Source organism: Faunimonas pinastri, from assembly GCF_900110915.1.
GTDB lineage: Bacteria > Pseudomonadota > Alphaproteobacteria > Rhizobiales > Afifellaceae > Faunimonas > Faunimonas pinastri.
In genome coordinates this window covers 41,909-66,823 of sequence record NZ_FOFG01000003.1, presented here as the reverse complement: position 1 = coordinate 66,823, position 24,915 = coordinate 41,909, and the positions used below count along the sequence as shown (strand labels likewise).

Here is a 24,915-nt window from a genome sequence, read left to right as displayed (position 1 = left end):
ATCAGTTCCTGAACACCACGCGCCGTGTCAGCGGGAAGACCTGCCAGCCGTAGCGGTCGGCCAGAAAGCCCCAGAGACCGCGTGGCGCCTTCAGCATGATCGCGATTGCCACGACGCCGAGGACAATGATGTAGATGCTGCCGAAATCGGCGAGGAACTGGCGCAGCAGGAAGAAGACGGCCGTGCCGATAACCGGGCCTTCGACACGCCCGATGCCGCCGATCACCGTGATGAAGATGATGTTGACCGTCCAGTCGTTGATGCTGAAGGCGGCGACCGGCGTCACCGTCAGCTTCTGCAGGAAGATCAGCGACCCCACCATGCCCGTTGCGACGGCAGCCGCGACGAAGACAACGACACGGGTGCGGTTCACGTCCATTCCGTTGGAACGCGCCGCGAGCTCGTTGTCGCGGATCGCGGCCAGCGCCAGTCCCCAGCGGGTGCGCAGGAGCGCCACGATGGCGCCGATGGTGAGCACCGCCATGGCCAGCGCCAGCCAGTAGATCAGCCATTCCCGCGTATCCCGGCTGGCGGCGATCGACTTCACCACGGCGGCCGGCAGGCTGATGCCGGATGCGCCGCCCACCGCCGGGATCTGCTGGAAGACCTGCGGGAAGATCTCCGCCACGACCCAGGACCCGATGGTGAAATAGGCTCCGCGCAGGCGAAGCAGCACGAAGATGATGGGGATGGCGATCAGGCCGCTGACCAAGCCGGCAATGGGAATGCCGATCAGTGGGTTCAGCCCGCTGTTCAGCGCCAGCAGGAACAGCACGTAGCCGCCGAGACCGACGAAGGCCTGCTGGCCGACGGAGACCAGCCCGGCATAGCCGGCCAGCAGGTTCCAGAGGCTCGCCAGCGCCACATAGGTGTAGATCTCCCCGTAGAGACGGAGCGAGGAGCGGTCGGCCCAGAGTGGCGCCGTCGCGCAGAACAGCAGCGCGACGGCGACGACCAGCATTCCGATCCGGCTGGACCGGTTGGAGAACCGGACCGAGATCGCGCGCGGCGAAGACGCTTCGAGAACGGTCATGCCATCACCTTGGGGAACAGGCCCTGCCGCCGGACCAGCAGCACCATGAGGAAGGCGACGTGGCCGGCGAGGATCGGCCACGCCACGTTGAGCTCGCCGCCCACGGATTGCGCGACCCCGAGCAGCACGCCGCCGGCGAGCGTGCCCCACAGGCTGCCGAGGCCGCCGATGATGATGGCTTCGAAGCCGAAGATCAGGAGGTTAGGACCGGCGAAGGGATCGAAGTTCGTCCGGATCGCGATGAAAGTGCCTGCAATCGCGGCCACCGCGAGGGCAAGCGCCATCGCCATGCCGAAGAGATGCCGGTTGTCGAGACCCATCAGCTGGGCGATTTCCGGATCGTCCGACGTGGCGCGGAAGGCGCGGCCGAGCGGCGTCCTGTAGAACAGGACCTGGAGGCCGCCCACGACGACCACGGCGGTGCAGAACTGGATCAGCGGCAGCGCCCCGATGTAGAGGCCGGGGACCGGCATCCAGCTCGCCACTTCCAGCGAGCCCATCTGGAGCTTGTGGCTGTCGGCTTTGAAGAGCAGCAGCAGGACGTTCTGGATGATCACGGAAAGCCCGAACGTCACGAGGAGCGGTGGCAAGTCCTCCCCGAGCGTCCGGTTCAGGAGCAGTCGCTGCAGGAGGTAGCCGACCAGCGCGGACAGGGGCACCACGATCAGCAGCGCGGTGAACGGGTCTATGCCGAGCAGCCGGGTGGTGAAGAAGGCCATGTAGGCCGTGACCACGATGATGTCGCCGTGAGCGATATTGACGAGGCGCATCACGCCGAAAATGAGCGACAAGCCCGCCGCGAAGAGGGCATAGAGCCCGCCCAGAAGCACGCCTTGCACGATGGTGTTCAGCCAATCCACGGGGTCAAACTCCGAAATAGGCGGCCCGGACGGTATCCGCCGTCAGGCTCTTTGGCGGGCCGGACAGCACGGTCCGTCCTTCCTGGAGGCAGTAGAGCATCGAGGCCGCGGCCATGGCCTGCATGACATCCTGCTCGACGATGACGATGCTGGTGCCCTGCGCGACGATTTCGGGCAGGCGCCCGAAGATCTCACGGACGACGATGGGCGCGAGGCCGAGGCTCAGCTCGTCGCAGAGCAGCAGTCGAGGGTTCGACATCAGCGCCCGGCCGATCGCCACCATCTGCTGCTGGCCGCCGGACAGCGAGGTGCTCTGCTGGTGCTGGCGCTCCCTCAACACCGGGAAGAGGTCGAAGACGCGCTCGATGGTCCAGGGACCGGGGCGGCCGAGCTGCCCCGCCACCATCAGGTTTTCGCCGACGCTGAGCGAGGGGAAGAGCCGTCGCCCCTCCGGCACCAGCGCGATCCCCTGCGCGACCAGTTTGGAGGGCCGCATTCCTTCGACCGGCCTGCCGTCCAGCAGGATGCGACCACGCGCGGGATGAAGCAGGCCGACGATCGACTTCATGAGCGTCGACTTGCCCGCGCCGTTCGCGCCGATCACCGCGACCACCTGCCCCTCATCGACCGCCATGGAGATGCCGTAGAGGGCCTGGAAGTCGCCGTAGAACGTATCGATCGCGTCGACTTCAAGCAGGGACATGACGGCCCTCCGATCCGGCGGCGGCAGTCTCGGCGGCTTCGCTCGCCGGGATACCCATGTAGACCTCGACCACCTTGGGGTGCTGGATCGCGCGCTGCGGCGTGTCGTCGGCAATGAAGACGCCGCCGGCGAGCACCACGACCCTGTCCACCACGGCGACCAGAGCGTGGATGACGTGCTCGATCCAGATCAGCGAGACGCCGGTGGTCCGGATGTCCTTGATCAGCTCGATCAGGATGGCGCATTCCGGCTCGCTCAGCCCACCCGCGACCTCGTCCAGAAGCAGCAATCTGGGCCGCGTCGTCAGCGCCCGCGCCAGTTCCAGACGCTTGCGGTCGAGCAGCGTCAGCGTGCCGGCCTTGACGTTCGCCTTGGCCGTCAGGCCGCATTGATCGAGGACATAGGCTGCGCGCTCATAGACGGCGCGTTCCGCCTGATTGCGGGCGAAAGCGCCGGCTGCGACGCAATTTTCAAAAACGGTCATCCCGGAGAAAGGCTGCGGCACCTGGAAGGATCGGGCCATGCCGAGGCGGCTGCGCTGTGCGGCCGGAATATGCGTGATGTCCTGACCGCCGAAGGAGATGGTGCCGGAATTCAGCGACAACGTCCCGGTGATCAGCCCGAACAGCGTGCTCTTGCCCGCTCCGTTCGGCCCGAGCATGCCAAGGGCTTCTCCCTCGGCCAGATCGAGGTCGAGATCGCGAGCGACCACGACCGCACCGAAACTTCTGGACACACCGCGCAGCGAAAGGATCGGCGCCATGGATGGCTCGCCGTCAGAGCCAGGCGCGAGGGGAATAACGACCGTCGCGCGGCACGCAGCCCGACGCCGTTCCAAGCGATCCGCCGTCCAGCTTCATGTTCTCACTCCCCGAACCGCCTCAAATGGCACCGAGCCTGACCGGCTTCTCTCGCGCCACACCGGGAATGTGCAGCCGACAATTCGGGATTGCAATCGATTATTTATAGATATTCTTACAATAATCGATCATTTTGGAACGACGGTCTTTGTCGCTCCCGGATCGCGCAGCACCAGCTTCACGAGATCGGCCGTCCGTTCGTAGTGCCGCGACAGCAGGTCCACCGCATGATCGACCTCATGCGCCAGTGCCGCTTCCATGATGGGACGATGTTCATCGTCGTTGACCCTCGTCGCGCCGCCGCGCCGGGCGAGATGGCGGTAACGCTCGGCAGCCTCGAACAGCTGGCCGCTGACGGTTTCCAGCCAACGCGAACCGCAACCCGCCACCAGGGCACGGTGGAAATTGCGGTGCGCCTCCTCCCAGATCGGACTCCGGGTCGGGCTTCCCTCCGCGCCGAAGCGCGGCGTCCTGGACAGGCGGTGATAGGAGAGCAGCAGCTGTTCTTCCCAGGCTGCCTCCCCGGCCTCCATCGATTGCCGCAGGGCCATTCCGTCGATGGCGCAGCGCGCCCTGGTGAGATCGTCGAGGTCGGCTTCCGACAGGGGAGCGACGGTGAAGCCACGGTGATCCACCTGACTGACGAGCTTCTCCATCGACAGGCGGCTCAGCGCTTCGCGCACGGGACTGAGCCCGACGGAAAAGCGCTCGCAGAGTTCCCGGATGTTCAGCTTGCTGCCCGCCGGCACGGCAACCGTCAGGATATCCTGGCGCAGCTGGTCGTATACGACGGATGCCAGGGTTTCCTTGCCGGCCTTCGCGCTGGAGGTGATCAAAGATGGCATGCGTCATTCTCTTCAACGGACAGGAGGCGGATGCAGCTTAGCATCGACGATCGCGCCGATCACGCTCCTTGAAACCACCAAACCGACAGCATCGAAAAATAATCGATCATTTGACAGTCGAAATATTATCGTCGATTTTACACATGTCCTGCCTGGACCGCTGATCGAGCTGCCCGGCCGGACAGACAAGAGCTCCTCGAGAGCCAAGAGCTGGTCACGGTGCGGCAGGCACATGCGACCGCCGTACCGGGAGGCTAGCATGCGCAATAAGTGGTCCGTTCTGGTCGGCTGCCTGATCGCACTGACGTTCTCTTTCGCCCCGATCTACCTTTTCACACTAGGCGTCTTCTCCAAGCCGATGCTGGCGGAACTGGGCTGGACGCGAACGCAGATGTCGGCCGGATTCGCGGTCGCCCAATTGGCCGTCGCGATCTTCTCCACCGCGTCGGGAGCGATCCTCGACCGCGTCGGAAGCCGCCCGGTCATCCTCTTCGCGTCGCTCGGCTTGCCGCTGCTGCTCGCGTGCTTCGGCGGGATTTCGTCCTTCCCCATGTATGTGGCCCTCGCCTTCTGCATGGGCGCCGTGGGCAGCGCGTCCAATCCGCCCAGTGTCCTCGCGATCCTGCCGAAATGGTTCGAGCGCAATCTCGGGCTGAGCCTGTCCATCGCCTCGCTCGGCATCGGGCTCGGCGGCGTCCTCATGCCGATGCTCGCGCGCTTCGCCGAAGGGTCGTTCGGCTGGCGTGGCGGCTTCGTCGCCCTCGCGGTCGTCGTCGCCATCGTCGGCATCGTCAACGCGCTGACCCTGGTGAGGGACCGGGACGTTCCGGGCCGACGAGCCGCGTCGGGCGATCTTGCCGCGCCGAGCCCGGCCGTGGCCATTTCCGAACAGGCCACATTCAGGGACGAGGACCGCGCGTCTTTCTTCAGGGTGCTCAGAGCCTGGGACTACTGGCTGCTCGTCGCCGCTTTCACGGTCATCGGGGCCATCTACTGGGGGACCACCTCGCAGCTCGGGCCGATCCTGAGCGACCGCGGACTGGGCCCGGCGGAAACCGCCTCCACCCTTTCCGTCATGGGCATCGTCGTGATCCTCGGCCGCGCGGCCGGCGGCGTCCTGCTCGACCGCATGTCGGCCTATCTTCTGGGCTTCATCTTCTTCGCCGCAGCTTCGCTCGGCTGCGTCCTGCTCACAGTATCATCGCTGCACGGGTCCCCCTACATCGCCGCGATGCTGCTCGGGGCCGCCCTTGGCGGCGAGGGCGACGTGATGGCCTACGTGCTCAACAAGCGCTACGGACAACGGGCCTACGGCAAGATCTTCGGCCTCTGCTTCGGTGTCTTCAACCTCGGCGGCCTCGTGGGTCCGCTGGTCCTCGGAGCAGTCTACGATCGCCTCCACTCCTACGACACGATCGGCCTGATCTTCGGCGCAGCGGGCCTGCTGGCCGCATGCGTCTTCTTCGCTCTAGGGCGCACCCGGCAAGCAGATCACCGAGCGGGGCCCGCAGCCATAAACGTCGCTCCCCTGCGTTAGCGGAGGGCTGACGGGACCTCTCGTTCCGACGGGCGCGGCCAAGACCCGGTCGCGGCATATGAGCGGTCGGAATATCCGACTGGCGGCATAAACGACGCCCGGCATTAGCTTGGCCCGGCCGCCAAACAGGTCAAACAGGCGGGACAACCTCGCACAGACGCACCTCGCACACTGGTCGTCGAATTGCGAGGCAGCTCCAGATCCGCCACCCAGATCTGCTCGTGAACGCCCGCGTGGGCAAATGGAGATTCCGGCCTCGGAATCCCGGCGCGAGCATCACGGATCGGCCCGGCTGACAGTGAACTATGATGCCTGCATCGGTCAGAGCGTCCAAAGCTGCAGGGGCAGCGCGCTGAAGGTCTCTACCGCCCCGTGCTCACGGATCACGAATGTCTGGCCAACCCCGGCCACGAGCCCGGTCGAGACATCGGGGATCATGATGTGCACGAAGAACACCATGCCCGGCCGAACGATCAATGGATTGCCCGAATAGATCATCGGCGGGACGTCCATCCAGGTCGGTTTGAAGGTGCAGCCGAGGGCGTAGCCGCAGGCGGCGTACCGCATTTCGGCGAAGCCGGCGGCATCGAGCACGCGGCGGTGGATGTCGTCGAGTGTCCCGAGCGCAACGCCGGGTCGGGCCGCATCCTTTACCTCTTCCAGCGCCTGGATGGCGACTTTCATCTGATCCTGCTGGCGCGGATCGACCGGCCCCACCGCCAGCGTGTGCTCGATCACCACATGGTAGCGGCAGGCGGATGCCGCGAGTTCGACAAGGATCTGGTCGCGGGCCTCGATGCGCCGGGGTCCTCCGATCCCACGCCCGAAGAGCGCACGCGGCCCGGAATTCACCAATGGGCCGCCCGAGGGCATGTCGCCTCCGCCCTGGAGCATCGCGGTCACCGCCGCGCCGGAGAGTGCCGTGTCGAAAACCCCGGGCGCAGCGGCAGCGATGGCCGCCTCCACCGCCGCATCGGCCAGCCGCCCGGCCTCACGGGTGAGTTCAAGTTCCAAGGAAGACTTCACCAGCCGCTGGCCGCGCACGATATCGGAGGCATCCTCCAGCGTGCAAAAACCGGTAAGCGCCGCTTCGATCAGCCGGCCGTTCGCGGCGGTCAGGCCATATGTCGCGAACTCGACGCCGACTTTCGCGCCCTTCAGCCCACGCTCTTCGAGAACGGCCCTGAGGTCCAGCGCGGGGTTCGCGTCTTCGGCGTTCAGCCAGATCCGGACCTCGTCGTAGAGAGAGGCGACCTCGGCCTGGCGCTTGTCCGGCGTGCGGGTCAGAAGGGTGGTCGGCCCGGCATCAGCCATGACCAGACCGGCCTGAAAGAAGACGTAGCCAGCCGTGTCGAAGCCGGTGAGATAATAATGGCTCTCCTGCGCGAAGATCAGCAGCGCGTCGAGCCCCCTCGCCGCCATGATCTGCTGCGTACGACGGAGGCGGCCACGATGCTCCTCCTCTGGAAATCGCAGGGTCACAGAGCGGTCGGACAGGGTCCGGCCTGTGTATTCACGGGCAAGATCCATCATGCGGTCTCACAGATGCGGCACAGCATCATCGGCAGGGGGATATCAATCATAACAAGCTCTCGGCAGGTTCGGCTGGAACCGGCACGGCGTCCAGCAACGCGCGGGTATAGGGGTGGCGATCGGGGCTATCGGCGTCGTCCACGGCGAACAGATCGACCAGACGTCCCCGCTGCATCACGGCGACCCGATGCGCGAGCTGGCGGATCAGGTTGAGATCATGCGTGATGAAAAGGCAGGCCGCGCCCGACCGACGCTGAAGGTCGACCAGTAGCCGCGCCACGGCCGCCTGCACCGAGACGTCGAGCGCGGCGGTGATCTCGTCGCAGATCACGAGCTTGGGTTCGGCCGCGAAGGCGCGTGCAATGGCGACGCGCTGCTTCTCGCCGCCCGAAAGCTGGTGCGGGTAACGGCTCGCGAAATCGCGCGGCAGCAGAACCATGTCCAGGAGTTCACCCACACGCCGCTCGACTCCGGAACGGGGCACGACCCGGTAGAGCCGTAGCGGCCTCGCCAGAATACCGCCGATCGTCATGCGGGGATTGAGGCTCGCATCGGGATGCTGAAACACGATCTGGATTTCGCGGCGGTAAGCCTTGTCGTAGTCGCGCCGGCTGCCGAAGCTGCGGCCGCCATAGACCACCCGTCCCTCGAACGCGTTCAGCCCGGTCGCAGCCTTGGCGAGCGTCGACTTGCCGGAACCGCTTTCGCCGACGATACCCAGGAGTTCGCCGGGTCGGATCGAGAGGCTTACGTCCTCGGCCCCGTTATGGGCTCGCGCGGAGGGGTCGAGCAGGCGAGTCAGCCAACCCGGCTTGCCATAACGAACCGTCAGATTCTGCATCGCAAGCAGCGGCTCGGAGACACTTGGCTCCGGCACTGCGATCCGATGCTGCGGGCGTGGCACTGCGGCCATGAGCTGCCGGGTATAAGGCTCGCGCGGCCTCTGGAACACCTCGGTCACCGGACCCGACTCCACGATGGCGCCCCGGTGTATCACCGAGACCTTGTCCGCTATCCGCGCGGTGAGACCGAGATCGTGCGAGATATAGAGCGCGGCGACCCCGGTCTCCTCGCGCAGGGCAACGAAGAGTTCGAGGATCTGCTTGGCCGTCAGGATATCCAGCGCCGTCGTCGGCTCGTCGAAAATGATGAGTTCGGGATTGCAGGCAAAGGCCGTGGCGATCACCACACGCTGCTTCTCGCCACCGGAGGCCTCGTTCGGATAGCGCCGCATCAACTCGGCCGGTTTGGCAATGCCGGTGCGGGCGAGCGCGGCCTCGCCTTCCTTCCAGGCCATGGCCCGGCCCATTCCGCGATGCCGGATCAGCACCTCAACCAACTGGTCGCCAAGCCGCATGGCCGGATTGAGCGCGGAACTCGGATCCTGAAAGACCATCGCGATCCGGCTGCCGCGCATTCGTTCGACATCGGCCTTGCGCATGCCGGTCATGTGCTCGCCCAGGACGAGAATCGTTCCGCTCGTTTCGATCGCGTTCGGGGCGAGATAGCGCATGATCGACCAGGCGAGCGTCGATTTGCCCGAGCCGCTTTCGCCAACCAGTCCATGGGTCTCGCCAGCGTGGATCGTGAGCGAGATCGACTTCAGCGCCTCGATCGGTCCCTCCGCCGTGTCATAGGACAGCGAGTAATCGGCGATATCGAGCACACGGCGCGGCTTTGCCGCCGAACCCGTAGCAAGGGGCGACATCAGCGCTTCCTCCGCGGATCGAAGGCATCGCGCAGCGCGTCTCCGAAGAGGTTGAAACCCATCGCCGTCATCGCGACCGCGACACCGGGCCCGATCACGCACCAGGGATTGCGGAACATGTACTGGCGGGCCTCGGCCACCATGAGGCCCCACTCCGTGGATGGCGGCTGCGCGCCCAGGCCGAGAAAGCCCAGGGTCGCGCCGATCATGATCGCGAAGCTGACGCGAATGGTCGCCTCCACGATGATCGGCCCGAGCACGTTCGGCAGCACCTCGCGCCCGACGATCCAGAGCCGGGATTCACCCCTCGCCTGGGCGGCGAGCACATATTCGCGCGTTCGGACGGAAAGCACCGCGCTACGAGCGATACGCGCCATGCCCGGCATGAAGGTCACCGCGACGGCCAGCAGCGCCTGCCCCAGGCCACCACCGAGAAAGGTCACGATCAGGAGCGTGAAGAGCAGCTCCGGCATGGCGAGGATGCCGTCGAGGATCCGCATCACGATCGTGTCGGTCCGGCCGCCGGCGACGCCTGCGCTCACCCCGATGATCGCCCCGGCTCCGACCCCCAGAACCGTGGCGCCGAGGCCGAAGAGCACAGTTGCCGGCGCTCCGTTGAGAAGACGCGAAAGCAGGTCGCGGCCATACTGGTCGGTGCCGGCCAGATAGCGCCAGCTCGGCCCCTGCAAGCGCGCCGTGGCATGAAAGGCCTGCGGGTCGTAGGGCGCGATCCAGGGCCCGAAAAGCGCCGCGCCGAAGACGATCAGCAGAAGGACCGTGCCCGCGATCCCCGTTGGGCTGCGCAGAATGTCACGCATAGCGCACCCGAGGGTCGAGGATGGCGATCGCGATATCGGCGGCAAGGTTGGTCAGCGCATAGACCGTCGCCAGCAGCAGCGTGATGGCCTGGATGACCGGCAGATCGCGATTCTGCAGGGCGTAGATGAGCAGGCGACCTAGCCCCGGCCAGGCGAAAATCTCCTCCACGACGATGATTCCGCCGAGAAGATAGCCGACATCGAGCGCAATCACCGCGACCGCGGGCGCGAGCGCGTTCGGCAGGGCATGGCGGCGGATTACCCGCCCCTCGCGCAGCCCTTTCAGCCGAGCGGCGCGGATATAGTCGGCGGACAGCACCTCCGACATCTCGCTGCGGACCTGGCGCGAGATATGGGCGACGAGGATGAGCCCGAGCGTCGCCGCCGGCAAGATCGCGTGATCCAGGAAGCCAAGCAGGTTTTCGCCCGGCGCGACAAAGCCGCCCGCCGGCAGCATCTGGGCGCCGGGCGAAGCGAAGAGAACGAGCAGAAGCGTCGCCGTCACGAATTCCGGCATCGAGGTCCCGACATAGGAAAACAGACCGATCAGGAGATCGACGACGGTCCCTCGGGCGAGCGCAGCCACGACGCCCAGCGGGATCGCAACGGCGGTCACCGCGACCAGCGCCGTCACCGCCAGCGCGAGCGAATTCCAGAACGCTTCCCCCACGACCTGCGACACCGGCAGCGAGAGCCGCAGTGACATGCCGAGATTTCCATGCAGCACGCCCCAAACCCAGCTGAGATACTGGACCGGCAGCGGCCGGTTGAGACCCAGTTGCGCCGTGAGGGCCGCGAGCGAATCCGCCGAGGCGTTCTGCCCCAGGATCATCAGCGCCGCATTGCCGGGGAGGACCGCAGTCAGGATGAAAACGGCGAGGGTAACGATCGCCAAAACCAGGACGATGCTGCCCAGACGGCGCAGGAGATAGGCGAGGCTCACCTGCCCGCCCTCACGCTTTGTCCAGCCAGACATCCTCGACGTGGAAATACCGGTCCATGGGCGAAACCGACCAGTCGTGCGTAGTCGCCCGGCTCGCGGTCAGCACATCTTCGAAGAAGGGCACGACATAGGGCGTTTCGGCCAGTTCCAGATCCTGGGCCTTCTTGTAGATTTCGGCGCGCTTGGACTCCTCGACGGTGGAACGACCCTCGTCGATCAGCTTGTCGAAATCCTTGTTCTTCCAGTTCGTATCCTCATAGGAAGCGTCCGAGGTCAGAAGCAGGTTGTAGGTGGCATCGATGGTCGGCTGCATGCCCCAATAGCCGATATAGAAGGGCCCCTTCATCCAGACGCTCGCAAGATAGGTGTCGTGCGGCATGGTCTGGATATCCAGGTCGAAGCCGCCTGCCGCCGCGGTCTGCTTGAGCGCGATCGCGGTCTGCGCGCGGATCGCCGGCCGGTCAGACGCGACGAGCGTCGCCTTGATGCCGTTGGGATAACCGGCTTCGGCAAGTAGCTTCCTGGCGCCCTCCGGATCGTAGGCGATCGCAGGCTTTTCGGTGGCGAATTGCAGCTCCGGCGGCACGAGGCTGTCATAGGCAGGCCGGCCCAGGCCCTCCAGGATCACCTCGACCAAAAGGTCGCGATCGGTCGCCATGGAAAGGGCCTTGCGGACACGCACGTCGTTCCAGGGCTTCTGGTCCTGGCGCATGACGACGCAGGCGAAACGGCCTGACGGCACGCGCTCGGCATGGACACCGGCCTCGCCCGCGATGCGCTGATAGTCCGCCTGTTGCACCGTCATCATGACGTCGGTCGAGCCGGAAAGGAAATTCGCGGTTTCCGCGGCCAGATCCGGGAAGAGCATCATCTCGACCGCGTCGAGATGCGGCTTGCCCGGTACGTAGTATTTCTCGTTCCTGACCAGCCGCACCATGCGCGCGCTGTCGTAGGTTTCGAGCTTGAACGGTCCGGTGCCGTTCGCCCTGGTTTCGAGGTTGCCGATCGGCCCGGCCAGCGCCGCCTTCGAGATGATGCGCGCATTGGCATGGGCGGTCGACACCGGCAGGTCGGCGAACGGCGTCTTCAGCGTGAACTTGACCGTCAGCGGGTCTACCACCTCGATTTTGTCGATCATGTTCAGAACCGAGCGTGCCGCCGCAGGGATCTTCGGGTTGAGGATCGCCTGGTAGGTCGCGATCACGTCGTCGGCCGTGAAGGGGGTGCCGTCGTGGAAGGTCACGCCCGGCCGGAGGTGGAAGGTGAATTCCCTGGCATCGGCGGAAGCCTCCCAGCCGGTGGCGAGATCCGGATGGGCCTTGTTGTCGGCCCCGATGCGGGTCAGGCCGGAATAGATCATGTCGATGCAGGGATACTCGGCCGGGCCCGAAAGGGTGAGCACGTTGAGCGACGCGATCCGGGTCGAATGACTGATCCGCAGCGTACCGCCCTTCTTCGGAGCGGCGCCTTGCGCGAATGCAGAGCGGGGCAGCGCCGAAGCGGCCGAAAGCGCGGCGAGGCCCATGAGAACATGACGTCGCTTCAGCATCAGATAGGTCATGGCGCTTTTCCTCGAGGGTAAGGACGGGCGGCAGCGATCGCCGATCGTGGCAGACGGTTCAGGTGATGACGGTGAGGTCGGACGGAAGACCGGTGAGAAGCTCGGGCGCGCTTTCGGTAACGAGCAGCGTGTGGCCGACGCCCATGGCAAGGCCGCTGTCGCCGTCGCCGTTCATGACGTGGTAGAAAAGGGTCATCCCCGGCTCGCACACCGTGGCGCAGCCCGAGTAGATCATCGGGGGCACGTCCATCGACGTCGGCGCGAAGGAGATGCCGACCGAATAACCGGTGGCACCGTAGCGCGCGGCACGATAACCGGCGTCATCCAGCCCGCGGGCATAGCAGTCGAAGATCTCGCCGAGCGTCGTGCCCGGCCGGGCGAGTTCCGTCATCGCCGCAAGGGTTTCGCGCCCGACGTCGTACATCCGGCGCTGGCGGTCCGGGACCTCGCCGAAGACGATCGTCCATTCCGTCTTCACATTGTAGTGCCGGTAAGGCACGGGGTACTCGACGAGGATCTGATCCTGGGCCAGAAGCCGCCGCGCCGTGGCGACGCCGCGCCCATACACGGCCCGCTCGCCGGAATTGAAAAGCGGCGCGTTCGGCGGCATGTCCGCACCATCGCCCAGGATCGAGGCCAGGTATTCCGCCTTCAACTCGCCGTCGAGTATGCCCGGGCGCGCCTTGGCGATGACCCGGTCCAGCGCCCGGTCGCAGATCTCGCCGGCCTTCCGCATGACGGCGATCTCGGTGCCCGACTTGATCAGGCGCAGCTTGCGGATGAGGTGACCGTCGTTCTCCAGCGTGCACCAGCCATCAAGGCTCTGCTGGCAGCGCCACAGGTTCCAGCCGGTCAGCCCGTGGGTGTTGAGTTCGATCGCGACACGGCGGCCCTTCAGGCCGAGTTCGGCCAGGATCGCCCGAAGATCCTCGGCAGGATTGGCATCGTCCGCATCCCACCAGATGCGGATGTCCTCGATCGTCGATGTCTGGCGCGCCTGCAGAAGATCCGGGCGGCGGGTGAGAAGCACGATCGGCCGCGCGTCCGCCGTCACCACCGCGCATTGGAAGAAGACGAAACCGCCGGTGTCATAACCGGTCAGCCAGTAGAGGCTCTCCTGCGAGAAGACCAACATGGCATCGACACCGCGAGCGGCGAGAGCCTCCCTGAGGCGAGCCTGGCGGCCGAGGTGTTCCTCGCGGGAAAACGGCAGCGTCGCACCCGGTTTCATTGCCAACACGGTTCCTTTCAGATCGGCGCCCTCGCTGTCAGCGCCCCTCCTGTTGCAGGCAGGGTAAGTTTAGGTATACCATCGGTCAACACACGGAATATGCCTTGCACATTCTTTCCTATCCTGCCGTTTTATGAGGCAGGACGAGGAATGCCGAGACGGATGGAACTGCACCGGCGATGAGAGGGAATGATGCTGAGAGTTCCTGACAAGCGGCTGGCGCTGCAAGCCTACGAGCAGATCCTGGAGCTGATCCTGACCGGCAAGCTGCAGCCGGGAGAGCTCGTCAACGAGCGCCGGCTGGCGGAGATCCTCGCTCTGTCCCGCACCCCGGTGCGCGACGCGCTGCTGATGCTGGAGGGTGAAGGCCTGCTCCTGAGGCAGGGAAGCCGAGGGTTGCAGATCAGGCAGGTGCGCATCGAGGACTACATGGATGCCCTGCAGATCCGCCTGATGCTGGAGCCCGCCGCCGCCCGCATCGCCGCCGGGAAAGTGGCGGGCGAACGCCTTTCCCAGCTCACCGGGCAACTCCAGAGCATCCTTGCCGAGGGTGACGGCAAGCGCGCCGACCGCGCCGTCGTCCGCGAGGTCGACGAGGCGTTGCATGGCACGATCGCAGACGCCGTGGGCAACCCGCAACTGTCTTCGATCATCCGGACCCTGCGGCGGCAAACGCTGATGTTCGATCTGCGAAGCATGCCGGAGCGGCTCGGCGACACCTGCCGCGAGCACATGGCGATCCTCGCCGCCATCGGAGCCGGGGACGGCGAAACCGCGGCGGCGGCCATGGCCTCGCATCTCGGCCGGGTTCGCGACAGCATCATCCAGAGATTGACCCGGACATGACCGACATTTCGCGCGAGCCCGTCACCGAGATCCCGCCCCCCACATCGACCCGGCCGAATGCTTTCTCTCCGGATGTCGCGCTGGCGGAACGCCTCTTCGACGAGTTGCGGGCGCGGACCGGAAGCGAGCGGGGGATCACCCGCGCCTCCTACGGCCTCGGCGAGCAGATAGCGCATGACATCGTGCGCCGCGAGGCCTTGCGGCTCGGCATGGAATGCGAACTCGACGCCGGCGCCAACCTCACCATGACCATGCGCGGCCAGCAGCGCGGCCCCGCCCTCTTCCTCGGATCGCATCTGGATTCGGTGCCGCTCGGCGGCAATTACGACGGCGCCGCCGGTGTCCTGGTCGGGCTGGCCGTCGTCTCCGGCTACCGCGCCGCCCGCATCGTCCCGCCGCACGACATCACGATCCTGGCGATCCGGGCGGAGGAAAGTACGTGGTTTCCCGCCTCCTATATCGGCAGCCGCGCGGCATTCGGCGAGCTTACGGCAGAGGAACTCGACCGCACGGAGCGCGCTGGCGACGGACTGCGGCTCGGGGCCGCGATCGATGCCGCGGGCGGTGACAGCGCCGTCCTCCGGCGAGGCGAGGCCCAGCTCGGCCGAGAGCGGGTCGGGCTTTTCATCGAGACGCACATCGAACAGGCACCGGTGCTGGTCGACGAGGAGAAGCCGCTCGGCATCGTGACCGGCATCCGTGGCAGCTTCCGTCATCGTCATGCCGCCTGCGTCGGCAGTTATGCCCATTCCGGGGCGACACCGCGCGCGAGCCGCCAGGACGCGGCGCTTGCCGTCGCCCAGCTCATCGTGCGTCTCGACGAAGCCTGGACCCGCCTTGAAGACGCGGGGCACGACCTGACCGTGACCTTCGGCCAGATCGCCACGGACCCGAACGAGGCGGCCTTCTCCAAGGTCGCGGGCTCAGTGACGTTCTCCGCCGATTTCCGCAGCCAGAGCCTTGCGACGCTGGACCTTATGCGGGCCGAACTGGCCGCAGCGGTGGCGGACATAGCGAAGGCACGCGCCGTCCGATTCGAGCTTGGCCCCGAAACTTCGAGCCAACCGGCGCTGATGGATACCGGGATCATGTCCGGCTTGAAGGACATCGCCGCCGAACTCGGCATCCCGGCACTCGTGATGCCCTGTGGGGCCGGACATGACGCGGCGGTTTTCGCGCGCAACGGCATCCCGACCGGCATGATCTTCGTGCGCAACAGGAACGGCAGCCACAATCCGGACGAGGCGATGGAGATCGCCGATTTCGCCGAAGCTGCACGGCTGCTTTCCGCCTTCTGCCTGCGCGACCTTCCCGCCGCACCGTAAACCCGCCTCTCAGGCCATCGGCGTGATGGCCGGCAACCAACCTCATCGAGAGACACCGAACCATGTCTAGCAGACGCCTTCTCTACCTCGGCAACGGACGCAAGCTCGCCTCGGTCGCGCGACTGGACGAACGTTTCGGGAGTTGGGGCCTCTCCGTCGAGCGCTACTGGGCGTACAACGGCGAATTTCCCGGCACCCTTGACGGTTACGACGCGATCTTCCTGTCGGGCAGCCCACACGGTGCCTACGAGGATGTGCCCTTTATCAATCGCGAGCACGAGCTCATCCGCGACGCGGCCGAGCGCGGGATTCCGATGCTCGGCATCTGCTTCGGCAGCCAGATTCTTGCCTCGGCCCTGTGCGGGCGCGATCAGGTCTTCCGCCGTCAGTCCTGCGAGATCGGTTACAAGGATCTCGCGGTCAGCGCGGCGGCCGCAAGCGACCCGCTCGCCGCCGATTGGCGCGAAACTGTCCGCATGTTCGTCTGGCACAATGACGAAGTCCGCCATGACCATCCCGACATGGTGGTCCTCGCCGCGTCTGACGATTGCCCCAATCAGGTCTGGCGTCACCGCACCGCTCCCGCCTGGGGCATTCAGGGCCATCCGGAGGTGACCCGCGCGCAGGCGCCGATCTGGTTTGAGGAAAATCGCGCACGCATGGAGAAGGACGGCGGCGACGTCGACGATTTCATCGCCCACCCGGACGAAGCGCTGGAGGCGAAGACCATGCTGACGCGCTTTGCCGAAATGGTTCTGCGCGCCTGATCCTGAGCGTCCGAGAGGCATGAGGAAGACGAAGATGGTACAGCCTGCCTATTGGTTCGAACCGGCGGAGTATCGCGCCCGCCTTGACCGCGTTCAGGCGGAGCTGCGCCGGCGCGGCCTCGATATGCTCCTGGCTTTTCAGCCGGAAACGGTGACCTGGGTCACCGGTTATTTCACGCGCGGCTATGGCACCTTCCAGTTCGCCATCATTCCGGCGGAGGGAGAACCGACCCTGTTCTGCCGGGATGTGGAGGAGTATTACCTCGACGCCACCTGCGTCTTCCCCGATCGGGTGATGTGGAACGACAGCGATGACCGCACGGCGGTTGCCGTCGGCGCAATTATCGCCAGAGCGGGCAAGACCGCGTCCATCGGCGTCGAGATGGGCGCGTGGGTCCTGAATGCCGCGCGCTGGGAAGCTATCCGTTCCGCGCTGCCGCAGGCCCGGTTCCAGGACCAGTCGGACCTCGTCCCGGGCATGCGGTTGATCAAGTCTCCGGCCGAGATCGCCTATCAGCGGCGCGCCGCCCACGCGGCCGAGGCGGGCATGCAGGCTGCGATCGACACCGCCGCAGTCGGCGTCACCGAGCGCGAGATGGCGGCCGAGATCTGCGCGGCGATGATCCGCGCCGGCTCCGATCTTCCCGGCCCCGGCGTGATGTCATCCGGCGAGCGCGCCTATCATCTGCACGGCGGCTATTCCGACCGGGTGCTGGAACGCGGCGATATCGTCCAGATCGAAACCACGCCGAACGTCCGGCATTACCACGCCCGCTTCATGCGCCCGATCCGGGTCGCCGAGGCAAGCGACGACGACCAGCGGCTGGCCGAAACGCTGGTCAGTATCCAGGACGCGGCGATCGCCGAAGTCCGCCCCGGGGTTCCCGCCACCGTTCCCGATGCGATCTATCGCGACGGCGTGATGTCCGCGGGCTTGCGCGAGACCTATACCAACAAGACCTTCTATTCGGTCGGGCTGTTGCTGCAGCCGAACGGCGGCGAGCCGCTAGAGGCCCATCCCGGCGCGACCTGGAGCTTCCAGCCCGGCATGGTGTTCCACACCTATGTCCTTGCCCGCGGTTTCGGCATGTCGGAGACGATCGCCGTCACCGAGACCGGCACCGAGCGGCTGACCAACTTTCCCCGCCAGCTATTCGTCAGCAGGGGGTGACGGCTTCGGTGAGAGGGGGGCGGTTGAAACACCCCCCGCCGGACTGACACGACGCGTCGTGCCTGCAACATCATCGGGGCCAGGTCCGCTTGAACAAGCTCGGTGGGAAACTCCTATGTCCGCTGGAGTTTGACGAGTTCCGCCAGCACCTTCGTCGCCACCTCCTTCCCGGTTCTCTCGAGCGCTTCTTCCGTCGAGCCGCCAATATGGGGAGTGAGGATAAGATTGGGGCATCGCAGCAGCGGATCGTCGGACACGGGAGGCTCCGTAGCCATGACGTCCAGTCCCGCTCCCGCGATCACCGCGCTTTTCAGCGCAGCGGCAAGGGCTTCTTCATCGATAAGAGCGCCCCGCGCCGTGTTGATAAGGATTCCGCCCGGGCCGAGGAGCTCCAGTTGACGTGCCCCGATCACGGGCTGCCCGGCAGGCACGCCGTGAAGCGAGACAATGTCGGACCATGCGCAGAGGCCGTCGATGTCCTGCATCGGTTTCACGCCATTCTTTGCGAGGTCGTCAGCCGAGGTGAACCGCGAAAAGGTCGCGACCTCCATGCCGATGGCCAGGGCGAAACGAGCGACCAGTCGGGCAATGTGCCCATAGCCGACCAGCCCGAGACGGCGGCCGCTCAGCTCGAATGTCCTGTGTGTCTGCCGAAACGCAAAGTCGACCTGCCGAGTGGCCCGATCCGCAAGGACAAGCGAGCGCGAGCACGCAAGCATGAGCGTGATCGTCAACTCGGCGACCGACTGGGCATTGGCGCCCGCCGTGTTCACAAGAGGAATGCCGCGCTCGGCGAGCGAGACCTTATGCACTCTGTCGGTTCCGGTCCCGTGTACCCCCACGACCTGGAGATGCGGCGCGGCAGCAATCTCGTCCGCCGAAAGGCCATGGTTACGGGTAATGACAGCTCGGACTTGCGAGAGCCAGGGACGGAGCGTCTCCATGTCGGTGTCTCGCGCGAGTTGAACCCGGAGTCCGGCTTCTTCGAGGAGTCTCACCGCGCTCTGCGCGATTGGCTGTACCAGCAGGCAATCGCAACGAACTTCTGCCATTTCATATCCTCGCAGGACAAGCGGGCACGCCGCGCCCCGTTTCCTCTATGCCCATGTTCGCGGACCGTAGCTGCTGCATTCCGGCCTAGCCAGTCAGCCCAAGCGGGATCCCCGAACTCTCCGGGAAGACGAACTCGGACCCAGGTCGCCCGGCGGAATCCTCCTGCATCCTCGGCATGATCCAAACTTCGATTGAACATCCGGCACGTGCGTATAGATTGGTATACCAAAGAGCAACCGACGGAATGCCTATGGCGAACAAGAGCATCGATTTGAACGCCGATCTCGGAGAGGGCTTCGGTCCCTGGAAAATGGGCGACGACCTCGCGATGCTGGATGTCGTGAGCAGCGCCAACATCGCCTGCGGTTTTCACGCCGGCGACCCCGATATCGTTCGCGCCACCGTTCAGGCAGCCAAGGCCCGTGGCGTCGCAATCGGCGCTCATGCCGGCTTTCCCGACCTTCGCGGCTTCGGCCGCCGGCGCATGAATGTCAGCACGGCGGAGCTGGAGAACATGATCGCCTACCAGGTCGGCGCGGTCTGCGCGGTCGCTTCGCTGGAGGGCTATCCGATCACTTACGTCAAGACACACGGTGCCCTTGGAAACATGTGCAACGACGATGATGACTGGGCGATGGCTGTGGGTCGAGGCATCAAAGCCGTGGATCCGAACCTGATCTTCCTCGTGATGCCTGCGCTGGCCAGCGAGCGGGCCGCCGAACGGCTCGGCCTTGCTGCCTTCAACGAGATCTATGCCGATCGGACCTATGACGACAGCTTCAACCTGACGGATCGCCAGTTGCCGGGCGCCGTGCTGCACGATCCGCAGGAAGCGGTCGCACAGATCGCGGCCATGCTGCGGGAAGGCGGACTTATCTCGACCGGCGGGAAGACCTACCCCACCCGGATCGACTCGGTCTGCGTCCACGGCGACAATCCCGAATCTCTGGCGATGGCCGTGGCCGTCCGCCAGCAGCTGGAACAGGCCGGGTTCGCGGTGAAGCCGTTCGCTGCCCGGGCATGAACAGATCCGCCGCTGAGCCGGTTCACACCGCGCCCTCGGACCAGCGTAGTTCCGACCGTCGACCGCCTGCCCGTCACCACTCGACGAAACCGAAACGACGAGCCGGAACTCCTCCGCACATCCGCGGACGCTCCGGGCAACGAGGTTCACATGCTGACTGCCGAGGCCAAGGGCGTATCCCTCGTTCTGCCCACCCCGTTCGCGGACAGTGGAGAGCTCGACCCGGGATCGACTGACCGGCTGGCCCACGCCTGTCTGGAACCATGACCTGACGCATCGGAGCCGAGGCATTGCTCGTACAACCGAAATTCAGCCATCTTGGCACCAGCGCCGTTCTGTTCGAGGTGCCGGATTCCCTCTCGGTTGCAACGCAGCGCCGCATCTGGGCGCTGGCGGAGGCGGCAGAGACGTGGCCGCATATCCGGGAGGCGGTGAGCGGCGTCACCAACCTGATGCTGCTTTTCGACGAGCCGCCCCGGAGCACCGACTGGCTGCAAGAACGGCTTCTGGCGCATTGGGAGGCCGGACGCTCGACCGAGCGCGAGGGGCGGCTGGTGGAGATCCCCGTCGACTATGGCGGCGCGGGTGGACCCGATTTGTCGGCAGTCGCAGCTGCCGCCGGCCTCTCGCCTGATGCCGTCGTGGACCTGCATTGCGCGCCCGTCTACACGGTCTACGCGGTCGGGAGCCATCCGGGCTTCGCGTATCTGGCCGAACTCGATGAACGCCTCTTCATCCCACGCCGGGCGGTGCCGCTCCTGAACATGCCTCAGGGCTCCGTGTCGCTAGCCGGGCGCCAGACGGGCGTATCGGCGTCGGCAGGCCCGACCGGCTGGCACACGATCGGGCATACCGATTTCACCTTCTTCGATCCGGCGCTACGGCCGCCTGCCGCGCTGATTTCGGGCGACCGGGTCCGGTTCGCCCCCCGGTCGGTCATGTCATGATCGAGGTGATCGAAAGCACGGCGCTCGTTACCGTTCAGGATCTCGGACGCACCGGCAGCTTCCGCTACGGCGTTCCCCAATCCGGCGCGATGGATGCTCTGGCGCTGGCAACTGGCAATTCGATGCTGGGCAATGCGGCTGACGCGGCCGGGATCGAGATCCCGATGAGCCGCCTCGTTCTCCGCTTCGGCGAGGATTGCGCCTTCGCCATCACGGGAGCGCCCTGCCAGGCCTGGCTGGACGACGAAGAGATGCTGCCCTGGTCGGCGCGGTCGGCCTGGGCGGGGCAGACCCTGACGCTGGTGCCATCGGACCGCCAGGTTTTCACTTACGTCACGATCGCCGGCGGCATCGACGTCCCGCCGGTGCTCGGCTCGCGCAGCACGCAACATCGCGGCTCGTTCGGTGGGCTCTTCGGCCGCGCGCTTCGTGCCGGCGATCGCCTCCCGCTTTCTCCCACTCGCCCGATCTTCACATGCGATTTCGCGGTGCCCCCTCCTCCCTTCGACACTGACATGCCCCTCCGGGTCGTGCCGGCAGCGGAATACGATCTCCTCACCCCCCGGTCGCGAGAAAACCTCTGGGCCAAGGGCTGGAAGGTCACAGGGGCCAGCAACCGGGCCGGATACCGGCTGAGCGGCGAAACGCTCCTATTGACGGAGACCGTCGAGCTTCGATCGCATGGCATCGTTCCGGGCGTCTTGCAATTGCCGCCCTCGGGCCAGCCGGTGGTGCAGCTTGCCGACGCCGCGACCATGGGTGGCTACCCCAAGATCGGCACCGTCATTCCGGCCGACCTCTGGCGGCTGGCGCAGCATCGACCGCGCGAGAGCTTGCGGTTTCAGATGACGGACTATCGGCGGGCTTTGGCCGCGATGGGAGAGCACGAAGCCTTTCTGGAGAAGATCGCCTCGATCGGAGCCGCGCGCAGAAAGCCTTCGCACGCAAGGCCGCTGGTCGCCTTGATCGATCAGATCGCGGACATCATGCGCCGTAATCGGGTGGATGAGATCGTTCTGCAGGAGCCGTCCATCAGGCTCACCCTCAAAGCCTCGACGAGAAATCTTGAGGCATCCGTCTCGTCTCCGGAAGCGGGCCGTTGGCATCGATGCGCACAAACGGGAATCCGTCGTGGTCGGCACGCGGTCGTCGGCTGGCTGGAGACGGAGACCGGACTGCTTCCGGTGCGCAGCGATCTTGCCCCCTTCGGCATGCGCCCGACGAACATTATGGTTGGTGCCGGTGACGTTCTCTTCAGCACCCGGGCCGAGATCCCTTCCAGTACTCCCTGACCCTCAGCGAGGGCGAGCGCATCACCGGCAAGACACCGGTTGGCCGCCGCGCCTGTTCTCGCCCTCCCGCAGCCGGCGCCTCCCCGAGGCGTGGTAAATTGACGATCGCAGGTGAGTTCGACCCATGCATCGCGCGGGGTGCGGGACGCCGCCAGCCCGATAGGCCGAAAGGTTAGCAGCCTAACGGCCGTTCAGGCGGTACCAGGGCGTGGAGACGGGCAACTCCCAGTCGCGGTAGAAGTCTTTGATGTGCGGCAGGATACGGGCGGAGAAGGAAGCGCGGCGTTCTTCTTCCGCGGTGGCCGGCGCATCGAGTTCTCGGGCCAGCATCGCCAGCGTTTCGTCGCGATCGACGAAGGCGAATTGACCATCGCGATACACGACACGCCCCCGGATCATCGTGGCCGTCACATGCTCGGTCTTGGCGCGATGGATCAGCACCTCCAGCGGGCTCATGGCCGGCGACGTGTAGGGCTGCGTCATGCGCGCATAATCAAGCACGACAAGGTCCGCCTCCCTGCCCAAGGCAAGCTGCCCGACTTCCTCGCCGAACCCGGTCGCCCGCGCACCGTTCTCGGTCGCCATGCGGAAGATCTGCGCCGGTGTCAGCCGGATCTCGTCGAGTCCGGGGGCGCAATGCAGATGCTTCACCAGGCGCATCTCCTGCAGCATGTCGCGATCGTCGTTGAGCCCGGCCTCGTCGATGCCGAGCGCCACGGATATGCCCCGCTTCACGAACTCCGTGACGGGCGCGATGCCGCTCTTCAGCCGCAGGTTGGAGCTTGCATTGTGGCAGATGCAGACGCCGTGGCGATGCAGCAGCTCGAAATCGCCCTCCTCGATCCAGGTGCCGTGCCCGAGCGTCAGATGCGGGCCCAGAAACCCGATCTCGGCCAGATGCGCCACGGAGGATTTGCCGAAACGCCGGTGGGAGAAGGCCTTCTGGTAAGGCGTTTCCGACAGGTGCAGGTGAATGCCGATGCCGTAGCGCTGCGCCAGTTCGCTGGTCGTGGTCAGCATCCGGTCGGAGGCGCGCTCCAGGTTGATCGGCGCCAGCCACAGCCGCACCAGCGGATCGTCGCGCAGGCCGAAGCGATCGATCATCGGCTCCAGATAATCGGTCGCGAAATCCTCGAGGCGAAAATGACTGCGGGCCAGCAAGCCCCGCGTCTCGTCCTGCAACTCGGATGGCAAACCGGCGATGAACGTTTCATCGTCGCCATAAACCAGCCTGTGCTGGTCGCGGGTGCAGCAGGCATAGCTCACCCGCATGCCCACATCGCGATACGCCTTGATGACCGCCGTACCGCTCCCGGTCCAGCCGGACACGGGAGCCGGCTGCATGCGCCCGAGATGCTGCACGGCGGTGACACCGGAGGCGACGAGTTCGAACGCCGAGTAGAGCGTATCGAAATAGGGGTCGGGCGTCCGGTGTCGCATCTGGTGGGTCAGCCAGAGCTCCAGCGGCAGATCGGGGCTGCCAAGCTGGATGGGCGTCATCCCGACGTGATGGTGGGTATTGACGAGTCCTGGAATGACGAGGCTGTCGGCGGAGCCGATCACTTCGACATCGGGGTGCTGCCGCCGCAGTTCCGCATAGGCTCCGATCTCGGCGATCCGCCCCTCGATTTGCAGGATAGCGCCGTCGACCAGTGTCTCGACGCGTTCGTCGTCGAGCGCTCGGAGAAGAAGGTAGCGACCCCGAACGAGCGAGGTGCCGGCCTTTTGGTCGCTGGCTCCGCTCATTCGCCGCCTCCCTCCGCCAGGATTGTCAGTTGATGACGCCGGCCCGAACGAGGTTGGTGACGGCTTCGTCGAGGACCGGCTTCAGGTCCGCCATCGTTTCGATGGGCGTCTCCAGCAACTGGTTGGCCGGATAGAACTCCGCCGCCTGGAAATAGTCCTTGTACATCTCCCAGCGGGAGCGAAGGAGGGCGTTGCCCATCCCGGTGTCCCGCCGAGCCGCCCTGAGTGCCTCGATATCGATCATCGCGGTCGCCGCGATGCTCTCACCGGGATCCTGGACATAGACGAGCCTCTCGCCATTATGGTCGACGATCTGCGAGCAGCCGCCCTGCTCGACGCCCCCGACCGAAAAGCCGATCCCGCCCGCCACGTTGGCGCTGATGACATAGGCCATGTTCTCGGCTGCGCGGCACACCTTGGCGCTTTCGGATCGCAGGCTGATCGGTTCGTTCGACGGGTGCAGCAGCACTTCGGCACCCCGCATCATGAAAACGCGGGAGAGTTCCGGAACGCCGATTTCGCCGCAGGGAAAAATCGCCAGCCTGCCGAGCTCTGTGTCGGCCACGGGGAAAATCCCCGCTTCGCCGTAAGCATCGCGGTAGGCGTCGAGAATGTCGTGCGGCGAGGTCCAGGACGCCGTGTTGATACGGCGATAGCGCAGGATCACCTTGCCGGTCGCATCCAGCAGGAACGAGGAATTGAAGTAGCGGTCCGGCCAGCGGGGATCGACTTCGAAATGATTGCCGGCGATGTAGATGTTGCGCCGCCGAGCCACCTCCGCGAGGCGCTCGGTGATCGGACCGGGAATGGTCGCGCAGGCCTTGGCGATCCATTCCCGGACAGGGGTGGCGCGAGGCGGCCCCTGGAAGACGAATTCCGGCAGCACGACAAGCTTGGGCGGGGTCTCGCTGGCGCAGGCTTCATCGATCAGGGCGATGGCCCGATCGACATTGGCGCTGATGATCGCCCACGCCGCTTCCTTGTCGGGAGCGTCCCCCACGACGGTGCTCGTCATCTGAATGCAGGTCGCGCGCCACGATCGAACGGTCACTTCATCGATCCTTCAGAAGCCAGTCCCGCTACGGTATACCGATGGCGCTCCAACGGTCAAC

Annotated in this window: 22 protein-coding genes; 8 read left to right on the top strand and 14 right to left on the bottom strand. The window is 65.6% G+C overall.

Annotated elements, in window-relative coordinates; all coding sequences use genetic code 11:
* Position 1 precedes the first annotated feature (1 nt).
* From BMY25_RS05765 to BMY25_RS05745, 5 genes are all read right to left on the bottom strand, one after another.
* The gene (locus BMY25_RS05765) at positions 2 to 1,033 is read right to left on the bottom strand and encodes a branched-chain amino acid ABC transporter permease (protein WP_092495683.1); all 1,032 of its coding nucleotides are present in this window, start codon (positions 1,031 to 1,033) and stop codon (positions 2 to 4) included.
* On the bottom strand, positions 1,030 to 1,893 hold the full coding sequence (locus BMY25_RS05760) for a branched-chain amino acid ABC transporter permease (protein ID WP_092495682.1): 864 nt from the start codon (positions 1,891 to 1,893) through the stop codon (positions 1,030 to 1,032). The genes BMY25_RS05765 and BMY25_RS05760 overlap by 4 nt, the downstream gene beginning before the upstream one ends.
* 4 nt (positions 1,894 to 1,897) lie before the next feature.
* Positions 1,898 to 2,596, bottom strand: coding sequence for an ABC transporter ATP-binding protein (locus tag BMY25_RS05755; protein WP_092495681.1), 699 nt, complete (start codon positions 2,594 to 2,596; stop codon positions 1,898 to 1,900).
* Positions 2,583 to 3,359, bottom strand: coding sequence for an ABC transporter ATP-binding protein (locus BMY25_RS05750; protein ID WP_092495680.1), 777 nt, complete (start codon positions 3,357 to 3,359; stop codon positions 2,583 to 2,585). Before BMY25_RS05750 ends, BMY25_RS05755 begins: the two co-directional genes overlap by 14 nt.
* A 225-nt stretch (positions 3,360 to 3,584) precedes the next feature.
* Positions 3,585 to 4,301 (bottom strand): GntR family transcriptional regulator, encoded by a 717-nt coding sequence (locus BMY25_RS05745; RefSeq protein WP_092495679.1) that lies wholly within the window; start codon positions 4,299 to 4,301, stop codon positions 3,585 to 3,587.
* Positions 4,302 to 4,560: 259 nt separating this feature from the next.
* Here BMY25_RS05745 and BMY25_RS05740 point away from each other — a divergent pair, with 259 nt between their 5' ends.
* Positions 4,561 to 5,838 (top strand): MFS transporter, encoded by a 1,278-nt coding sequence (locus tag BMY25_RS05740; RefSeq protein ID WP_177176726.1) that lies wholly within the window; start codon positions 4,561 to 4,563, stop codon positions 5,836 to 5,838.
* Between the two features lie 321 nt (positions 5,839 to 6,159).
* On the opposite strand, the gene BMY25_RS05735 is transcribed toward BMY25_RS05740, so the two are convergent.
* From BMY25_RS05735 to BMY25_RS05710, 6 genes are read right to left on the bottom strand one after another with little or no spacing between them, the layout of a single operon-like run.
* Positions 6,160 to 7,371: a M24 family metallopeptidase gene (locus tag BMY25_RS05735; protein WP_092495677.1), complete on the bottom strand. Its 1,212-nt coding sequence runs from the start codon at positions 7,369 to 7,371 to the stop codon at positions 6,160 to 6,162.
* A 46-nt stretch (positions 7,372 to 7,417) separates the two neighbouring features.
* Positions 7,418 to 9,079: a nickel ABC transporter ATP-binding protein NikE gene (gene nikE, locus BMY25_RS05730; RefSeq protein WP_092495676.1), complete on the bottom strand. Its 1,662-nt coding sequence runs from the start codon at positions 9,077 to 9,079 to the stop codon at positions 7,418 to 7,420.
* Positions 9,079 to 9,897 (bottom strand): ABC transporter permease, encoded by an 819-nt coding sequence (locus BMY25_RS05725; protein WP_092495675.1) that lies wholly within the window; start codon positions 9,895 to 9,897, stop codon positions 9,079 to 9,081. The genes nikE and BMY25_RS05725 overlap by 1 nt, the downstream gene beginning before the upstream one ends.
* The gene (locus BMY25_RS05720; RefSeq protein ID WP_346432140.1) at positions 9,890 to 10,873 is read right to left on the bottom strand and encodes an ABC transporter permease; all 984 of its coding nucleotides are present in this window, start codon (positions 10,871 to 10,873) and stop codon (positions 9,890 to 9,892) included. The genes BMY25_RS05725 and BMY25_RS05720 overlap by 8 nt, the downstream gene beginning before the upstream one ends.
* Positions 10,851 to 12,401 (bottom strand): ABC transporter substrate-binding protein, encoded by a 1,551-nt coding sequence (locus BMY25_RS05715; RefSeq protein ID WP_092495673.1) that lies wholly within the window; start codon positions 12,399 to 12,401, stop codon positions 10,851 to 10,853. The genes BMY25_RS05720 and BMY25_RS05715 overlap by 23 nt, the downstream gene beginning before the upstream one ends.
* A 58-nt stretch (positions 12,402 to 12,459) precedes the next feature.
* A complete protein-coding gene (locus BMY25_RS05710) occupies positions 12,460 to 13,632 on the bottom strand; it encodes a M24 family metallopeptidase (protein ID WP_092495672.1) in 1,173 nt (390 codons plus the stop codon).
* 189 nt (positions 13,633 to 13,821) lie between these two features.
* Between BMY25_RS05710 and BMY25_RS05705 the strand changes: the two genes are divergently transcribed.
* From BMY25_RS05705 to BMY25_RS05690, 4 genes are all read left to right on the top strand, one after another.
* Positions 13,822 to 14,478: a GntR family transcriptional regulator gene (locus tag BMY25_RS05705; protein WP_092495671.1), complete on the top strand. Its 657-nt coding sequence runs from the start codon at positions 13,822 to 13,824 to the stop codon at positions 14,476 to 14,478.
* Complete coding sequence (locus BMY25_RS05700) at positions 14,475 to 15,803, top strand: hydantoinase/carbamoylase family amidase (protein ID WP_092495670.1); 1,329 nt, start codon at positions 14,475 to 14,477, stop codon at positions 15,801 to 15,803. The genes BMY25_RS05705 and BMY25_RS05700 overlap by 4 nt, the downstream gene beginning before the upstream one ends.
* A 62-nt stretch (positions 15,804 to 15,865) precedes the next feature.
* On the top strand, positions 15,866 to 16,570 hold the full coding sequence (locus BMY25_RS05695) for a type 1 glutamine amidotransferase (protein ID WP_092495669.1): 705 nt from the start codon (positions 15,866 to 15,868) through the stop codon (positions 16,568 to 16,570).
* A gap of 34 nt (positions 16,571 to 16,604) precedes the next feature.
* A complete protein-coding gene (locus BMY25_RS05690; RefSeq protein ID WP_092495859.1) occupies positions 16,605 to 17,741 on the top strand; it encodes a M24 family metallopeptidase in 1,137 nt (378 codons plus the stop codon).
* Between the two features lie 113 nt (positions 17,742 to 17,854).
* Here BMY25_RS05690 and BMY25_RS05685 read toward each other — a convergent pair whose 3' ends face one another.
* Complete coding sequence (locus BMY25_RS05685) at positions 17,855 to 18,793, bottom strand: NAD(P)-dependent oxidoreductase (RefSeq protein WP_092495668.1); 939 nt, start codon at positions 18,791 to 18,793, stop codon at positions 17,855 to 17,857.
* A 251-nt stretch (positions 18,794 to 19,044) separates the two neighbouring features.
* On the opposite strand from BMY25_RS05685, the gene BMY25_RS05680 reads away from it, so the two are divergent.
* The 3 genes from BMY25_RS05680 to BMY25_RS05670 all read left to right on the top strand — a co-directional run bounded on the left by BMY25_RS05680 (position 19,045) and on the right by BMY25_RS05670 (position 22,057).
* Entirely contained in the window at positions 19,045 to 19,818 is a 774-nt protein-coding gene (locus BMY25_RS05680) for a LamB/YcsF family protein (protein ID WP_092495667.1), read from the top strand.
* A gap of 290 nt (positions 19,819 to 20,108) precedes the next feature.
* The gene (gene pxpB, locus BMY25_RS05675; protein ID WP_092495666.1) at positions 20,109 to 20,765 is read left to right on the top strand and encodes a 5-oxoprolinase subunit PxpB; all 657 of its coding nucleotides are present in this window, start codon (positions 20,109 to 20,111) and stop codon (positions 20,763 to 20,765) included.
* Positions 20,762 to 22,057, top strand: a complete 1,296-nt coding sequence (locus BMY25_RS05670) for a 5-oxoprolinase subunit C family protein (protein WP_092495665.1) — start codon at positions 20,762 to 20,764, stop codon at positions 22,055 to 22,057. Before pxpB ends, BMY25_RS05670 begins: the two co-directional genes overlap by 4 nt.
* A gap of 180 nt (positions 22,058 to 22,237) precedes the next feature.
* Here the strand turns inward: BMY25_RS05670 and BMY25_RS05665 are convergent, their stop codons facing one another.
* Complete coding sequence (locus tag BMY25_RS05665) at positions 22,238 to 23,803, bottom strand: amidohydrolase family protein (protein ID WP_092495664.1); 1,566 nt, start codon at positions 23,801 to 23,803, stop codon at positions 22,238 to 22,240.
* Positions 23,804 to 23,828: 25 nt separating this feature from the next.
* On the bottom strand, positions 23,829 to 24,854 hold the full coding sequence (locus tag BMY25_RS05660; RefSeq protein WP_092495663.1) for a nitrilase-related carbon-nitrogen hydrolase: 1,026 nt from the start codon (positions 24,852 to 24,854) through the stop codon (positions 23,829 to 23,831).
* Positions 24,855 to 24,915 lie beyond the last annotated feature (61 nt).

Bases quoted from the DNA above. Each gene is read 5' to 3' on its own strand.
- BMY25_RS05765 (WP_092495683.1), bottom strand. From the start codon at position 1,033: ATGACCGTTCTCGAAGCGTCTTCGCCGCGCGCGATCTCGGTCCGGTTC.
- BMY25_RS05755 (WP_092495681.1), bottom strand. From the start codon at position 2,596: ATGTCCCTGCTTGAAGTCGACGCGATCGATACGTTCTACGGCGACTTC.
- BMY25_RS05750 (WP_092495680.1), bottom strand. From the start codon at position 3,359: ATGGCGCCGATCCTTTCGCTGCGCGGTGTGTCCAGAAGTTTCGGTGCG.
- BMY25_RS05745 (WP_092495679.1), bottom strand. From the start codon at position 4,301: ATGCCATCTTTGATCACCTCCAGCGCGAAGGCCGGCAAGGAAACCCTG.
- BMY25_RS05740 (WP_177176726.1), top strand. From the start codon at position 4,561: ATGCGCAATAAGTGGTCCGTTCTGGTCGGCTGCCTGATCGCACTGACG.
- BMY25_RS05735 (WP_092495677.1), bottom strand. From the start codon at position 7,371: ATGATGGATCTTGCCCGTGAATACACAGGCCGGACCCTGTCCGACCGC.
- nikE (WP_092495676.1), bottom strand. From the start codon at position 9,079: ATGTCGCCCCTTGCTACGGGTTCGGCGGCAAAGCCGCGCCGTGTGCTC.
- BMY25_RS05725 (WP_092495675.1), bottom strand. From the start codon at position 9,897: ATGCGTGACATTCTGCGCAGCCCAACGGGGATCGCGGGCACGGTCCTT.
- BMY25_RS05720 (WP_346432140.1), bottom strand. From the start codon at position 10,873: ATGTCTGGCTGGACAAAGCGTGAGGGCGGGCAGGTGAGCCTCGCCTAT.
- BMY25_RS05715 (WP_092495673.1), bottom strand. From the start codon at position 12,401: ATGACCTATCTGATGCTGAAGCGACGTCATGTTCTCATGGGCCTCGCC.
- BMY25_RS05710 (WP_092495672.1), bottom strand. From the start codon at position 13,632: ATGAAACCGGGTGCGACGCTGCCGTTTTCCCGCGAGGAACACCTCGGC.
- BMY25_RS05705 (WP_092495671.1), top strand. From the start codon at position 13,822: ATGATGCTGAGAGTTCCTGACAAGCGGCTGGCGCTGCAAGCCTACGAG.
- BMY25_RS05700 (WP_092495670.1), top strand. From the start codon at position 14,475: ATGACCGACATTTCGCGCGAGCCCGTCACCGAGATCCCGCCCCCCACA.
- BMY25_RS05695 (WP_092495669.1), top strand. From the start codon at position 15,866: ATGTCTAGCAGACGCCTTCTCTACCTCGGCAACGGACGCAAGCTCGCC.
- BMY25_RS05690 (WP_092495859.1), top strand. From the start codon at position 16,605: ATGGTACAGCCTGCCTATTGGTTCGAACCGGCGGAGTATCGCGCCCGC.
- BMY25_RS05685 (WP_092495668.1), bottom strand. From the start codon at position 18,793: ATGGCAGAAGTTCGTTGCGATTGCCTGCTGGTACAGCCAATCGCGCAG.
- BMY25_RS05680 (WP_092495667.1), top strand. From the start codon at position 19,045: ATGGCGAACAAGAGCATCGATTTGAACGCCGATCTCGGAGAGGGCTTC.
- BMY25_RS05670 (WP_092495665.1), top strand. From the start codon at position 20,762: ATGATCGAGGTGATCGAAAGCACGGCGCTCGTTACCGTTCAGGATCTC.
- BMY25_RS05665 (WP_092495664.1), bottom strand. From the start codon at position 23,803: ATGAGCGGAGCCAGCGACCAAAAGGCCGGCACCTCGCTCGTTCGGGGT.